Genomic DNA, 13,430 nt, shown 5'->3' on the forward strand with positions numbered 1-13,430 from the left:
ATGTGCTGGTTGTAGAACGATTATCGCATACCTTCCGTAATGGCAACGAGTATACTTCTGTGCTTCAGGATATTGATTTCCACATAAAAAAAGGTGAAATAGTCGCCCTTCTCGGCAGCTCGGGCTCAGGTAAATCTACCCTGTTGAACCTTATGGCAGGCTTAATGAAACCCACCGAAGGCAGCATCCGAATCGCTGGTAAAGCGATTGAGACTATGAACGAAAATAAACTAGCTGAGTTTCGCCGTGTACATATTGGCTTTATTTTTCAATCCTATGAACTTATTCCCCATCTTACGGTTCGCGAGAACATCGAGCTTCCACTCGTATTCCAAGGCATCTCAAGCAAGGTCCGCAAAGATCGGGCTCTAGAGCTTCTTCAACAGGTTGGCATAAGTGGCAAATCCGAGCTTTTCCCCTCTCAGCTTTCAGGCGGACAGCAGCAGCGCGTCAGTATTGCCCGCTCACTGATCACCATGCCAACTGTCGTCTTCGCCGATGAGCCTACCGGAAACTTGGATACGAAGACAGAGACAGAAATTATCGATCTGTTGATCGGATTAAATGAGCAGTTCGGCCTTACCTTCGTCATTGTTACGCATGAGCATGAGGTAGCCAAAAGAACACAGCGGATTCTCCAGCTTAAAGACGGCTATCTGATCGATGGGAACAGCAAGGCAGGTGACGAGGATTGAGAATAAAAGACTATTTCGGTCTTGGCTGGGATCAGATCAACCGCCGCAAGGTAGTCACCGCTCTATGCGCACTCGGCATAGCTATTGGCTCAGCATCCATTATTGTGGCACTTGCATTCGGAGAATCCATTCAGCATTACACCCAAAAACAGATGAGCTATTATATGAAGACAGATGAAATCATGATCTATGAAGGCGATTCAGGAAGAGCCGGAGATGCTTCAGGTAATCAAGGGAGCTCGTATAATTCCGGACGTGTCACCAAAGAGAAGCTTAACCTGATACGCACGCTGCCTCACGTAAAAGCGGTGGCCAGCTTCCAGAATTTACAGCAGCTTTCCTTTGAAACCGAGGATGGAAAAAAGGGCTATCTGGATGTCATGATTACTGAATTGGACACGCTGGCCGCATTCGGTTCGAATTTCAAGCAGGGTTATGCGGATGGCTCGGAAAACTCTATTATTTTGAATTATGGTGCCACCATGGGCGTAGTGGATGACAAAACCAGGCAAATCAGATCTACGTTGATGCAGCAAAATCCAAGCAAGGACATGTCCAATACCTTAAATCAGCTTGACAGCATTCCTGCCCCGCTGTATCAGAAGCAAATCAAGCTTAAACAGGAAAGTTTCCAACAGCCGGGTACAGTTAATGCCGTGCAAACAAATAATCTGGAGATTTCCTTACGCGTCACTGGCGTACTGCAAAAGGATCAGGGAATGCCTGATTTTATGGTAAGCAACAATAAAAAAGCGTATGTCTCTCCCGAAACGGGAGCAAAGCTGCTGGCCTCATATAAAGATCCCTATTCTGGCCAAAGTATGCTTTCTTATTCCGAGGTCAAAGTAAAAGTCGACAGCAGTATCCATGTCAAAGAAGTTGAAACCATGATCCAAAAGCTAAACCTGCGAACACAGTCAAACCTGTTTCAAGAGGACAGGATGAAAAATGAATTCGTAATTATAAGACTTCTTCTCACCGGCGTAGGACTCTTTGTTCTATTCGTTGCTTCCATCTCCATCATTGTAGCCATGACGATGTCTACCCACCAAAGGCGCAGACAAATCGGCATTATGAAGGTGCTTGGCGCCAATCTCCGGCAAATTCGCAATATGTTTATCGTAGAGTCTGCGCTGCTTGGTTTTTTAGGCGGATTACTTGGCATTTTACTATCCTATTGGGTCATTTGGGGCATCAATATCGTTGTGATCAAGTTTAGTAGCGGCATGTCCGGCGAAGATCTTGAAATTTTATTTATCAGCTTGTGGATATTACCAGTTGGCATGTTCTTCGCCCTGCTGACAGGCATTTTATCCGGATTGTACCCCGCTGTGAAGGCATCACGAACGGATGCTCTGACCGCAATTAAACGTGAATAGGAGATTACTGTTTATGAGTAAAAAGAAAATTTTCGGACTGATTCTTGCAGCAGTGATTGTCATTGGGATTAGCAGTACCTTGTATATCATGAGTCATAATGTATCTTCTGGTAATAATCAGGCCAACCTGGAACCCGCAATGACAATGCTTGAGTTCAAGGTCACCAAAGAAGATTTGGTCAGCACCCTGGAAGTTAAAGGAAAATCCTCTTACCAAAAAGAAACGAGAATCTACGCGCCTTTCAATGCCGCCGTGCTTAAATGGAATGTGACAGAAGGTGCTCAAGTCAAAAAAGGGGAGCCGCTGTTCGAGCTCGACGCGGAGTCTCTCAAAAGCGAGATCGCAGCCATCCAGGCCAGCCAAAAAAAGCAAAGCCTGGAAGCTTCGCTTGAGAAATTTACGGCTACAGCCAAAGCTGTGCAGGAAGGCCAAAATGATTTAGCGATAAGTGAACAAGATTCCCGTCAGCGTTATACGGATGCGGAGCGCAGTAAAATTGAGAAGCAGCTCAATGATCTGACGAAGGAAGCCACATCTGAATCACTTGCACTCTCCTTGAAGCAAAAGCAATCTAAGGTGTCGCAGGCACTCTTCAACTCACCGGAGGATGGTATATTTCTATATGATGACTCTTCCAAAATACCACAACTACTGCAGGAGAATGAGCGAATTGGTAAAATTGTTGATTTGACCAAGCTTCAACTGGTGTGTACAATTGGAGAGTTTGATATATTTCATATTCAAGCTGGTATGGCGGTTCAGGTGAAAGTAGATGCAATGAAGAATACGAAGCTGCAAGGAAAAGTAGAGAAAGTATCTAAATTTGCCAAGTCCGGCAGTGATCAAGGCACTGGGGCCGCACAGTTCGAGGTGATCATATCTCTTGAGCCCCATGAGAAGCTGATTGCTGGATTAAGCCTAACAGGATCTATTGAAACGGAGAAAAAAAACAATGCGGTTGTTGTGCCAACTTTGGCTGTCCAGCGTGAAAATGAATCCTATTTCGTCATGCTGCAGACCCCTCAAGGCACAGAAAAGCGAGTGATCGAAATCGGTATGGAAACAGCCGAGAAAACAGAAGTGATCAAAGGACTTGCTGAAGGAGACACCGTCGTACTGCAATAAGAACATATCTTGTAAAGGCAGGTAGTTAACATGATACATTATGAAACTGTAAAAGAAATTATTCAGGGAAGACGAAGCATTCGCCGGTTTACTGAGCAAGATGTCTCCATTGAAGATATCAAAGAGATTATTGATTGCGCCAGATATGCGCCAAGCGATACAAATTCACAGACTTGGCAGTTTATAGCGGTTATGAACAAGGAGAAAATAAAAGAGATCGAACGACTTACCTGGGAACAGCTCCATCTCCGGGCTGCCGCGGCAGAGGAGAAAGGATTAAACAAGGAAGCACGGCTCCTGACCAAATCCTTCGGTCCTTATGCCACAGCTTTCTCCAATGCCCCTGTGTTAATTGTGTGTCTCGCTACTCCTTATACCTCCAAGTTCAGGGATAAGATTTTTGATCCGATCAACTTTGTAGAGGAAGCAGTGTGGGCAGAAGAAGGCATCAAAAGCTCGTGTCTGGCTTCGCAAAACCTTATGCTGGCTGCTCATGCCAAAGGACTTGCAACTTGCCCGATGACAGGCCCTGTTCTGCTGGCCCAGGATCAGCTTAGAGAATACCTCAATATCCCTGCTGAGGAACAGATTAATATGGTCATATCACTTGGCCATCCTGCAGAGATTCCGGGCAAGCTTCCGCGCAAGGAAGTCGATGAAGTACTGCGGATTGTCCAATAGGCATGAGATGAAACCTTGCGGCGTCCTTTGAGTGACTTGTTCTTGACTTGGGTGCGTTGCGGAGGGAAGGACTGTGGGCTCCAACCGCTGTTAAAGATTTGTTCCATGAATGGAATGGATGTAGGGGTTGGAACAAATCTTTAAAGGCGGACGCTATCACTTTTCCACCCACAGTCCTTCCCTCTCTCAGCTACTTACTGTAGAACACGGCTACCTCAAACGGACAGCCAGCAAGGTTTTTTCTCTTGGCTGGAGGAGATGACTAGCGGTCTCAGGCTCAGACGTTGACTCGGGCGCTGGGGTTTGGATGAGGACTGAGTGAAGCTGAGATAAGCTGCTTGGAGCGGCTATGATCTGCTTGGACCTACTCTGTGCCGCTAGGGCAGCTAGGATTTGCTGGGATCTGTTTGCATCTACTTGGACCGACCTGCTCGGTGCCGCTAGGACAGCTAGGATTTGCTAGCAACTGCTATTTTAACGATGTTTTTCATCGTTAAAAGCACTGGTCGCCATCAAATACTTATTTTAACGATGAACATCGTTAAAATCCCTTTTATCCACCCACAGAGGCCATCCGTGCTCATATAACGATGAAAAACATCATTAAAGTGGCTGTTTGACATGGACACACATGCTTTAATGATGAAAAACATCGTTAAATGACGTACCGTTCATTTCTCAGGAGGCGGGCTGCTGCTAAATACGTTCTTATAATGAATAGTTAAAAAACCGTCTGGATCATCGCGATGATCCAGACGGTTTTTTTCTATCTTTCGTTTATCATCTTTTAGTTGGCTTTTGCAGCTTTTCCAGCCTCTGCAGGCTTCTCTGGCAGCGGCTTTATTTGTCCGGGCCAGAAGGACCATTTACCAAGCAGCAGCGTAATAGACGGCACCAGGAACGGTCTCACAACGAAGGTGTCCAAAAGCACTCCGATCGCACAAATGACACCAAATTGAACGAGAACTTGAATGGGCAGTGTAGCCAGCACGGCAAATGTACCTGCCAGAATAAGCCCGGCAGAAGTAATAACACTGCTCGTTTGGCTGACTCCCAAGCGAATCGCTTCGCGTAGAGGTCGAAGGTTGCGTTCCTGCCAAATACTGGATACCATAAAGATATTATAGTCTTCGCCAAGAGCGACTAGGAATACGAAAGCATACAGTGGAATAAGTCCTTGTATAGCTGTAGTATCCATGAAATAATGCAAAATCAACCAGCCTGCGCCAAGTGCCGAAAAATATGACAAGAGAACTGTGGCAATTAAATAGAGGGTGGCTATGATGGAACGTAAGTAAATGAGCAGCAGCAGCGCTATCACAGTAATTACAACCGGGATCACAATTTTTGTATCCCGCTCTACTACCTTTTTCGTATCGTATTGTGTAGCCGTCTCTCCACCTATCCATACTTTTGGCTCAGCAATTCCTGCTGCTTTCAAAGATTGCTCCGCAGCAGAGCGAATGTCAGGTATATGGCCAATGGAACCAATATCATAAGGATCTGATGAGAGAATAACATCAAATGCTTGCAGTTGCTTGTTCTCTATTCCTTCTGTTGGATCGGAAACCGATTCAACATAGGGCAAGCTTTCCAGAGCGGCCTTTACTCCATCAGCCTTGCTTTCGTTATCAACCATCACCTTCACTGGAGCCAGTGTGCCGGGTGAATAATGATCTGAAAGAAGGGTGAAGCCCTCGCGCGAAGGCATACTAGCCGGGAAAGATTCAAGCAAATTGTACGTAAATTTTATTTGTGGAGCAAATGCAGCTAATCCTATGAGGACGATCAGGCTGCTAACGAGCACAGTCCGTGGTTTTTCTGTGACGATCCGTCCTAATCCTGCACTCATAGAGCCGATTGATTTTTGCTGACGCAGCTTTTTGCCTTTACGGGCTTCTTTCTCTGCCAGCATTTCAGGTGTTAACGGTACAAAAGGGAAAAAGGAGGCGCGTCCTACTATAGCAAGAATCGCAGGGACCAACGTCAAGCTGGCTAACACCATAATAAAAATAGCGATGCTAAATGGAATGGCAAAGCGATAGTTGGAGCCGTACTGGGCAAACAGTAATCCTAATAAGGCCACAATGACAGTCAACCCGCTCATACCGATAGCTCCTGCTGATCCTCCAAGCGATTCACGCAGCGCACGATGCTTATCTTTAACTTCCAGCAGCACCTGCCGGTAACGGGCCACGAAAAACAAGCAATAATCAGTTCCTGCGCCAAAAAGCAGCACTGTCATAATCGAAATAATCTGGGCATCTACTACAATCAAGCCTTGCTGGGCCATTAAACCAAGCACAGGAGAAATAATACCGTAGGCAAAGCCAACACCGACTAAGGGGACAAGGGCTAGAATTGGCGAACGGTATAACAGTATTAAAAGCACCAATACCAGCAAGACTGTAGCAGCCAGTAGTGCAAAATCAGCTCCTTTAAAAAGCGCTGTTGCATCCGTTTGAATGCCTACAGGTCCGGTTACGCGGGCATGAAGAACATCATCATTCAGATTTGCCGTTGAGAAAGGATCTGCGCCTACTGCAGATTTGGTTATATCTTTGAGCTTGTCGATATTTTGGTTGAGTACATCCGTTTCTGTTGCTTCCATAAAGGTAACTGGAAGAACCAGAGTCGTCCCATCGTTAGAGATAACGCCTTTTACAGCTGGCAGTGGCATTTGATCCAGTGGGAGTATGCCTGTTTGAGATTCAAGCGGTGAATCCTGCAGTTGCTTGGCTACATTTTGTACAGCTGTAATATCCTCATCCTGCAGGCCCCCTGCGCGGTACCATACCACAAGAGCGGGCACTCCTTCACTGCTTGGAAATTGTTCCTTCTGGATTTTCGCTGCCATCAATGAGAGCGCATCGTCCGGAAGCTTCTGAGCCGCATTATTTTCTTGAGAATTGACGCCCGGCCATACGGCGGACAGCAGTCCAGTTAACAATATCCATGTGAAAAGCGTGACCCACTTACTTCGACGACCGGCAACAATCCCACCCAGCCTTTCAAACAACGAATGATTATGCATCTCTACTCTCCTTTGAACTTGTATGAATTGTTATCTTCGATTCTTATTTAATTATATATACCAGAAGGTTAATTAATCAATCATTTATTTTTATGTCATAGTTTACTACATTTTGGGAAAGTTATGCCACTTGTCCTCCCCATTGAAAACTGCAGGAAATAGCAAGAGCAGATGCAAAAAAAAAGCCTCTACCTCCTTAAACAAGGACAGTAAAGGCTTCTTATTTTCACGAGCTTAAGCACACATTTTTTCAATGGTATAGCAGCTCTGGATCATGCACCAGTTCCCGTTAGGGAATTCCCTCTATCCAAGTGAAAACCTTGTTGGCTATCCGTTTGAGAATGGCTTGTTCTGCAGTAAGTAGCTGAAAGAGGGAAGGACTGTGGGTGGAAAAGCGATAGCGTCCGCCTTTAAAGATTTGTTCCACCCCCTACATCCATTCCATTCATGGGAACAAATCTTTAACAGCGGTTGGAGCCCGCAGTCCTTCCCTCCGTAACGCACCCAAGTCAAGAACAAGCTCATCAAAGGAAGCCGCAAGACGTTTTTCTTCCCCTTATCCGACTCTCTCCATCTCTTCTTCGCTAATGTCAAAATTAGCAAACACATCCTGCACATCATCGTTATCCTGGAATGAATCCATCATTTTCAGCAGCTTTTCGGCATGTTCGCCTTCTACCTGAACTGTATTTTGCGGGATCCAGCGCACGGCCGCTGATGAGAAGCGAAGGCTTTGCTGCTCCAGTGCATTTTTCACAGTCTCTAATTCATGCGGGTGTGTAATAATTTCGAAGTTGTCTTCGGATGTGACAAGATCCTCGGCACCAGCATCCAGCACCTGAAGCATCAGGTCGTCTTCTTCCATTTCGAATTCTTCACGATCGACTACAAGGACTCCCTTTTCGTCAAACATGTAGGCAACACAGCCTGATTCGCCCATATTTCCGCCACGTTTGTTAAAGGTGGATCTGACATCTGCTGCAGTCCGGTTACGGTTATCCGTCAAGCATTTCACCATAATCGCTACACCGCCAGGCCCATATCCTTCATAAATGATTTCTTCATATTCAACTTCGTCGCCGCCGCCAGTAGCTTTCTTGATAGCACGTTCAATATTATCATTGGGCATTTGCACCTGACGCGCACTCGTTATCGCTGTTTTTAAGGCAAAGTTTGCATCGGGATTCGGTCCGCCCTTACGTGCAGCGACATAAATCTCCCTGCCAAGCTTTACAAATTGGTTATTTTTGGCCTGATCGGCTTTTCCTTTACGATCCTTGAATAATTTAAATTTCATCTTGTTGCCGCTCCCCTATTCATTTTTCTGCTTCTATTCTATCATTTGAGCCCACATTTGGTCAAAAAAAACAGCCCCGAATATTCGGAGACTGTTTTTTTTGTGCTATGACACACTATTTATAAGTGGTTTATTACAAATTCTTATAATTTGGTGACATTAGCTGCTTGAGGACCACGGTTACCTTCAGTAATATCGAATTCAACCTCTTGGCCTTCATCTAATGACTTGAATCCTTCGCCTTGAATAGCGGAGAAATGAACGAAAACATCGTCGCCACCTTCAACTTGAATAAAACCGTAACCTTTTTCTGCGTTAAACCATTTAACATTACCCTTCAAATGAACAACCTCCTAAAAATATCACCATCTGTGGCGAATATAGAAATTATATCACTTAAGCCCCTATAAATCAACTTAGAAAACATCATTATAACCATTTTTTCTTATTCAGGTTTACGAATTTTCATAAAATACTTGGAGTTTGGCAAAAATGGAAGCTCTGTTGTTACCAGTTCGACAAGATTGCCGTCCTGCTGCAGTGTTTCTAAAAGCTCATCCAAGCGGGAGTACTGCTCTGTACGGAAATTTAGAAGCGGATAAATGAGAACCTCGCCTCCCGATTTACAAATACGCAGCAGCTCCCCCACTGCTTCAAGATGAAAAGCAAAGTCAAACTGCTCCTCGTATAAAAATAGGAAATGACTGCAAAGCACCAAAGCAAACATTCCCTCTTCAAAAGGCAGCTCCGGCAGCCTCCCCCTGTGATAACGCAGCGCAGCATCTTCTCGTGCATAATCATCCAGAAACAATTTCAGGCTCTTCTCTCTACCTGCTTGATGCTGCGCAATATCCCCGTAATATTCCCAGTTATAAAGATGCTGCAGATCTCTCAGCTTTGCCGTTGAAACTTTAATTTCCTGCACTCCATGTTCCTGAATCTGTTCAACAGATTTGATATACATAGGATCTACAGCCTCTGCCAGAATACCTCTGCTGCATGCTTCCGCTGTAAAGGACGAAGCCCCGCCCGCAACATCGAGAACCCTCTCTCCCTGGTACAAATGCGGCTTTAAAGCAAACATACTCACATATTCCTCAAAGGTTCTGCAGGTCATTGCAACTCCTGATTGCTCGTAGAAATTTAATTTTTCAATACTCATCTCATCTCTCCTCTGCTCTGCTCTACGTTCCTCTACTTACCTCAGCTCTTCCTGGCACGCCTGGAAATCTCAATTTTGAATATTACTTCTTGCTATTCATTCAGGCTTGGAGGAAGTTTATCACCATTTCATCCTCTTGACAATGATTTCCTTCTTTTCTACGCATAAAAACAAGAAATAATGCAACGTTATATCGTATCCTGAGGCTTAAGTTGTTGCGGTCGGCATTGGAAACATGTACACTTTAAGCAAGGGATCGTGGAAATCGAACAGGTTCAAATCGAACGGATGCAGTATTAACCCTATCTTCAACCCCGTCAACTGTCTGTCTGTCCCCAAAATAAAACAAAGCGAGGGAAAAGTTTTGAGCAATCAGGGATTTAAGAAGCATGTAATTTACAAGAAAGACAAATGGAACATGATGAACGTAGAGGTACAAGGCACGAAAATTATTCTTACCGAAATCACCGACCAGTGGGGCGAAGAATCTCATACTTTTATAGGCCGTCCGGCCATGATGAATTGGGCTAAGGAGAGATTTTCCAAAGAGCGCTTTACTGGAAGCGAAGAGGAATGGGACGCTATCATGCTTGCTTTTAGCGAAGTTTAAGAGCTGGCAAATAGCCATTAACAGCGGTCTTGACATTACGCTTGTCCGTTACTTATACTAAGAATAACTTCATAGTCGTCACTCCAAAGGGGAGTAGCTAGTAACAGTAAAGTCGTCAATTCGGGTCCATATGGTCCCCGGCTTTATTGGCAGCGTGAAATACGTTGTTAGCAAGACCTTTGCCAAACATTTTGGTAAGGGTCTTTTTTTGATTCGAAAAAAGCCTTTACCTATGCCCGGTGACAGGCTTTTTCAGGCTTCAACCCCAAAAACAAAGGAGCGGATACGTATGGAATGGTTCTCGGCGGAAATGTTAATGGCGTTAATCAGTATCATTTTGATCGATCTTGTACTTGCAGGAGACAATGCCATTGTTATCGGGATGGCTGCCCGAAATCTGGAGAAAAAATTACAAAAAAAGGTCATTTTGTGGGGCACTGCAGGTGCGATCATCATTCGTGCAATCGGAACCTTGGCTGTAGTCGTCCTGCTTAAAATTCCTGGACTTATGCTACTGGGAGGACTACTGCTGCTCTGGATTGCCTATAAGCTGCTTACGGAGAAAAAAAATCACGCCACTTTAAATGTCCAAGGAAGTGTGTGGGCTGTCATCCGAACCATCATCATAGCAGATGCAGTGATGGGGCTGGACAACGTAATTGCAGTAGCTGGTGCGGCTCACGGACAATTCGTGCTGGTCGTGATTGGCTTGCTGGTCAGCGTGCCCATTGTTGTCTGGGGAAGCACCTTGTTCATCAAGTGGATTGAGAAGTACCCGTGGATCATTTACATCGGATCAGGCGTACTTGCCCTTACAGCAGGTAAAATGATTACACATGAGCAGTTCCTCTCTCCTTTCTTCGATGCAAGTCTACTGGCTAAGTGGTTGTTTATCTCCTTCCTGATTGCAGGCGTACTGGCAGCAGGCAAATGGACCAAAGCGGCAGGCTTCCTGGTTGAGGTCAATGACCGCGGACAAATGACACTGCCCAAAGAGCTGAGCGAACAGGCAAATATGGAGCCTGAAGATCAGTACACGGTGAAAATGGACTCACGGGGCAAGCTAACACTTGTTAAAGTGGATCCAGATGCGGATCCCGATCAAAATGTGCAGCATGCCGGATAAAGAATCCGGGCAATCTCGCCAGGCTAGAAGGGATTTCAAGCTTTAGCATCGAACACTAACTAGAGACCATATTTCAATCTGAACGAGGTGATTTCCATGACGGACTCAGGGTCCATACTTACTTTTATTATCGTTTCCTTCTGCCTGGCTTTCATATTAATATTAAAAAAAGACGCGATTCCGTCCCAAATGAAAAGATACTTGGCACTTCTCGCCATAGTCATGGTCTCCATGTCCTTTGTTTTAATTTTACTCAGCTTTCTGAAAGCTATTTAAAGAACCTGTCCAAATTTACTTCACAGCAGCTTTCTCATATAATGGTAAAGAATCGCTCATCGGGCCATACTAGGTAAAAACCATCATCAGGATGGATTCTACCTAGGAGAGTGGCCGGAATGCGCTGGTTATGCTTCATTGTTGCTGCTGGGGTCATCATCAGTACTTTCCCTACAGCTAAATTGCAAGCTCTTGAAGCTGCGAAACCTCAGGGGCAAGCCCCTTTGAGGCAAAAAGATAGGAGGGCACCAATGGGTCAATTATTGGAACGCAAAGAAGTACCGGTTGAGCATCGCTGGAATCTGGAGGATCTTTATCCGAATCAGAAAGCATGGGACCAGGATTATCAGAAGGTCAAGGATTCTCTTGCTAAGATTAGCGCTTTTGAAGGCAAGCTTAGCGATCCTGCCGCTGTGAAGCAATGCTTTGAGCTGGAGGATGAAGTTTCCATACATACGGAAAGACTTTATGTGTACGCGAACATGAAGCATCATGAGGATACAGCAGAGCCGACTTACCAGGCTTTATCAGATAAAGCCAGGAAGATCAGTGTTGAGATGGGAGAAGCACTCTCCTTCATTTCCCCGGAAATATTAAGTCTCTCTGAAGAACAATTAAAGAACCTGGTCAACCATCCTGATCTTTCCTTTTATAAGAAATCACTGGATGATATGATTCGTCAAAAGCCACACACGCTTAGCAAAGAGCAGGAAGCTCTGCTTGCGCAAGCTGGCAATATGTCTGGAGCGCCAAGCACCATATTCGGCATGCTGAACAATGCGGATCTTAAATTTCCAAAAATCAAAAATGAAAATGGCGAAGAAGTGGAGCTTACACATGGAAGCTACATCCAGTTCCTGGAAAGCCGTAACCGTGAGGTCCGCAAAAATGCTTTTCAAGCTGTATATGGCACCTATCGGGGTCAAAAAAATACGATAGCGGCAACATTAAGTGCCAACATCAACAAAAATATGTTTTATGCCAAAGCGCGTAAATATCCGTCTGTTCTGGAAATGTCACTATTCGGCGATAAAATTGACAAAGAGGTTTATACAAACCTGGTCGATACGATCCATGATTCCCTGCCTGAATTGCAGCGTTACCTGAAACTTCGCAAGAAACTGCTTAAAGTTGATGAGCTGCATATGTATGACCTTTTTGCGCCACTTGTGGAAGAATTCAAGATGGACATTACCTACCAGCAGGCTAAAGAAGAAATCAAGAAAAGTCTTGCACCTCTCGGAGACAATTATCTCAAGATTCTGCAAGATGGCTTTGACAACCACTGGATTGATGTATATGAGAACAAAAACAAACGGAATGGCGCATACAGCTGGGGAGCTTATGGCACCCATCCTTACGTGCTGCTCAATCACAAGGACAATCTGAACAGCATGTTCACCCTTGCTCATGAAATGGGCCATGCCATACATTCGTATCTCTCCGATGAAACTCAGGAATACCGTTATGCACAATATACGATTTTCCTGGCTGAAGTAGCTTCTACTCTTAATGAAGCATTGCTGATGGATTATCTGTTGAAACGTGTAACGGATCCCAAGGAAAAGCTGTATCTGCTTACCTATTATGCCGACCAGTTCCGTACGACAGTGTTCAGGCAAACCATGTTCGCCGAATTCGAGAAGATTACTCATGAAAAAGCCGAGCAAGGCGAAGCCCTTACACCACAGGAATTTAGTCAAATCTACTATGATCTAAATAAGCTTTACCATGGCAAAGATATGGTGGTCGATCAGGATATCGAGATGGAGTGGGCACGTATTCCCCATTTCTATAACAGCTTTTATGTCTACAAATATGCTACCGGCTTCTCAGCAGCTACCAGCTTTGCGAAGCAAATTCTGGATGAAGGGCAGCCTGCGGTAGACCGCTATCTAGGTTTCCTGAAAAGCGGCGGTAGTGACTATTCGTTAAATATTCTGCAACGGGCTGGTGTGGATATGTCATCACCAGAGCCCATCAAGCAAGCTATGAGCGTATTCAGCTCGCTGCTTGATCAAATGGAAGAAATCACAAAATAATT

Annotated in this window: 12 protein-coding genes; 7 read left to right on the plus strand and 5 right to left on the minus strand. The window is 45.0% G+C overall.

From position 1 onward, the window contains the following. The first annotated feature begins 2 nt into the window (after positions 1 to 2). The 4 genes from J2Z66_RS04200 to J2Z66_RS04215 are packed head-to-tail and all read left to right on the plus strand — an operon-like array spanning position 3 to position 3,881. A complete protein-coding gene (locus tag J2Z66_RS04200; RefSeq protein ID WP_209970098.1) occupies positions 3 to 695 on the plus strand; it encodes an ABC transporter ATP-binding protein in 693 nt (230 codons plus the stop codon). Then, entirely contained in the window at positions 692 to 2,074 is a 1,383-nt protein-coding gene (locus J2Z66_RS04205) for an ABC transporter permease (RefSeq protein WP_209970099.1), read from the plus strand. The genes J2Z66_RS04200 and J2Z66_RS04205 overlap by 4 nt, the downstream gene beginning before the upstream one ends. A gap of 13 nt (positions 2,075 to 2,087) precedes the next feature. Then, on the plus strand, positions 2,088 to 3,200 hold the full coding sequence (locus tag J2Z66_RS04210) for an efflux RND transporter periplasmic adaptor subunit (protein WP_209970100.1): 1,113 nt from the start codon (positions 2,088 to 2,090) through the stop codon (positions 3,198 to 3,200). Positions 3,201 to 3,230: 30 nt separating this feature from the next. After that, positions 3,231 to 3,881: a nitroreductase family protein gene (locus tag J2Z66_RS04215; protein ID WP_245375256.1), complete on the plus strand. Its 651-nt coding sequence runs from the start codon at positions 3,231 to 3,233 to the stop codon at positions 3,879 to 3,881. A 787-nt stretch (positions 3,882 to 4,668) separates the two neighbouring features. Here J2Z66_RS04215 and J2Z66_RS04220 read toward each other — a convergent pair. The 4 genes from J2Z66_RS04220 to J2Z66_RS04235 form a co-directional block, all read right to left on the minus strand. Further along, positions 4,669 to 6,915, minus strand: a complete 2,247-nt coding sequence (locus J2Z66_RS04220) for an MMPL family transporter (RefSeq protein WP_209970101.1) — start codon at positions 6,913 to 6,915, stop codon at positions 4,669 to 4,671. A 556-nt stretch (positions 6,916 to 7,471) separates the two neighbouring features. After that, positions 7,472 to 8,212 carry a YebC/PmpR family DNA-binding transcriptional regulator gene (locus J2Z66_RS04225; RefSeq protein WP_209970102.1) on the minus strand — a complete coding sequence of 247 codons (741 nt, stop codon included), beginning with the start codon at positions 8,210 to 8,212 and terminating at the stop codon, positions 7,472 to 7,474. Positions 8,213 to 8,355: 143 nt separating this feature from the next. Continuing rightward, positions 8,356 to 8,553 (minus strand): cold shock domain-containing protein, encoded by a 198-nt coding sequence (locus J2Z66_RS04230; RefSeq protein ID WP_209970103.1) that lies wholly within the window; start codon positions 8,551 to 8,553, stop codon positions 8,356 to 8,358. 104 nt (positions 8,554 to 8,657) lie between these two features. Continuing rightward, positions 8,658 to 9,374, minus strand: coding sequence for a class I SAM-dependent methyltransferase (locus tag J2Z66_RS04235; RefSeq protein ID WP_209970104.1), 717 nt, complete (start codon positions 9,372 to 9,374; stop codon positions 8,658 to 8,660). A gap of 418 nt (positions 9,375 to 9,792) precedes the next feature. Between J2Z66_RS04235 and J2Z66_RS04240 the strand changes: the two genes are divergently transcribed. Further along, complete coding sequence (locus J2Z66_RS04240; RefSeq protein WP_209970325.1) at positions 9,793 to 9,984, plus strand: hypothetical protein; 192 nt, start codon at positions 9,793 to 9,795, stop codon at positions 9,982 to 9,984. Between the two features lie 289 nt (positions 9,985 to 10,273). Further along, the gene (locus tag J2Z66_RS04245; protein WP_209970105.1) at positions 10,274 to 11,110 is read left to right on the plus strand and encodes a TerC family protein; all 837 of its coding nucleotides are present in this window, start codon (positions 10,274 to 10,276) and stop codon (positions 11,108 to 11,110) included. 59 nt (positions 11,111 to 11,169) lie between these two features. Here J2Z66_RS04245 and J2Z66_RS04250 read toward each other — a convergent pair whose 3' ends face one another. Continuing rightward, the gene (locus tag J2Z66_RS04250; RefSeq protein WP_209970106.1) at positions 11,170 to 11,328 is read right to left on the minus strand and encodes a hypothetical protein; all 159 of its coding nucleotides are present in this window, start codon (positions 11,326 to 11,328) and stop codon (positions 11,170 to 11,172) included. A gap of 309 nt (positions 11,329 to 11,637) precedes the next feature. Between J2Z66_RS04250 and pepF the strand changes: the two genes are divergently transcribed. Then, positions 11,638 to 13,428, plus strand: a complete 1,791-nt coding sequence (gene pepF, locus J2Z66_RS04255) for an oligoendopeptidase F (protein ID WP_209970107.1) — start codon at positions 11,638 to 11,640, stop codon at positions 13,426 to 13,428. The last annotated feature ends 2 nt before the right edge of the window (positions 13,429 to 13,430 follow it).

It is taken from the genome of Paenibacillus eucommiae (assembly GCF_017874215.1).
GTDB lineage: Bacteria > Bacillota > Bacilli > Paenibacillales > NBRC-103111 > Paenibacillus_AI > Paenibacillus_AI eucommiae.

Excerpts from the sequence above, each read along its gene's own strand:
- J2Z66_RS04210 (WP_209970100.1), top strand. The coding sequence starts at position 2,088 with ATGAGTAAAAAGAAAATTTTCGGACTGATTCTTGCAGCAGTGATTGTC.
- J2Z66_RS04215 (WP_245375256.1), top strand. The coding sequence starts at position 3,231 with ATGATACATTATGAAACTGTAAAAGAAATTATTCAGGGAAGACGAAGC.
- J2Z66_RS04220 (WP_209970101.1), bottom strand. The coding sequence starts at position 6,915 with ATGCATAATCATTCGTTGTTTGAAAGGCTGGGTGGGATTGTTGCCGGT.
- J2Z66_RS04225 (WP_209970102.1), bottom strand. The coding sequence starts at position 8,212 with ATGAAATTTAAATTATTCAAGGATCGTAAAGGAAAAGCCGATCAGGCC.
- J2Z66_RS04235 (WP_209970104.1), bottom strand. The coding sequence starts at position 9,374 with ATGAGTATTGAAAAATTAAATTTCTACGAGCAATCAGGAGTTGCAATG.
- J2Z66_RS04240 (WP_209970325.1), top strand. The coding sequence starts at position 9,793 with ATGATGAACGTAGAGGTACAAGGCACGAAAATTATTCTTACCGAAATC.
- J2Z66_RS04245 (WP_209970105.1), top strand. The coding sequence starts at position 10,274 with ATGGAATGGTTCTCGGCGGAAATGTTAATGGCGTTAATCAGTATCATT.
- J2Z66_RS04250 (WP_209970106.1), bottom strand. The coding sequence starts at position 11,328 with ATGGCGAGAAGTGCCAAGTATCTTTTCATTTGGGACGGAATCGCGTCT.
- pepF (WP_209970107.1), top strand. The coding sequence starts at position 11,638 with ATGGGTCAATTATTGGAACGCAAAGAAGTACCGGTTGAGCATCGCTGG.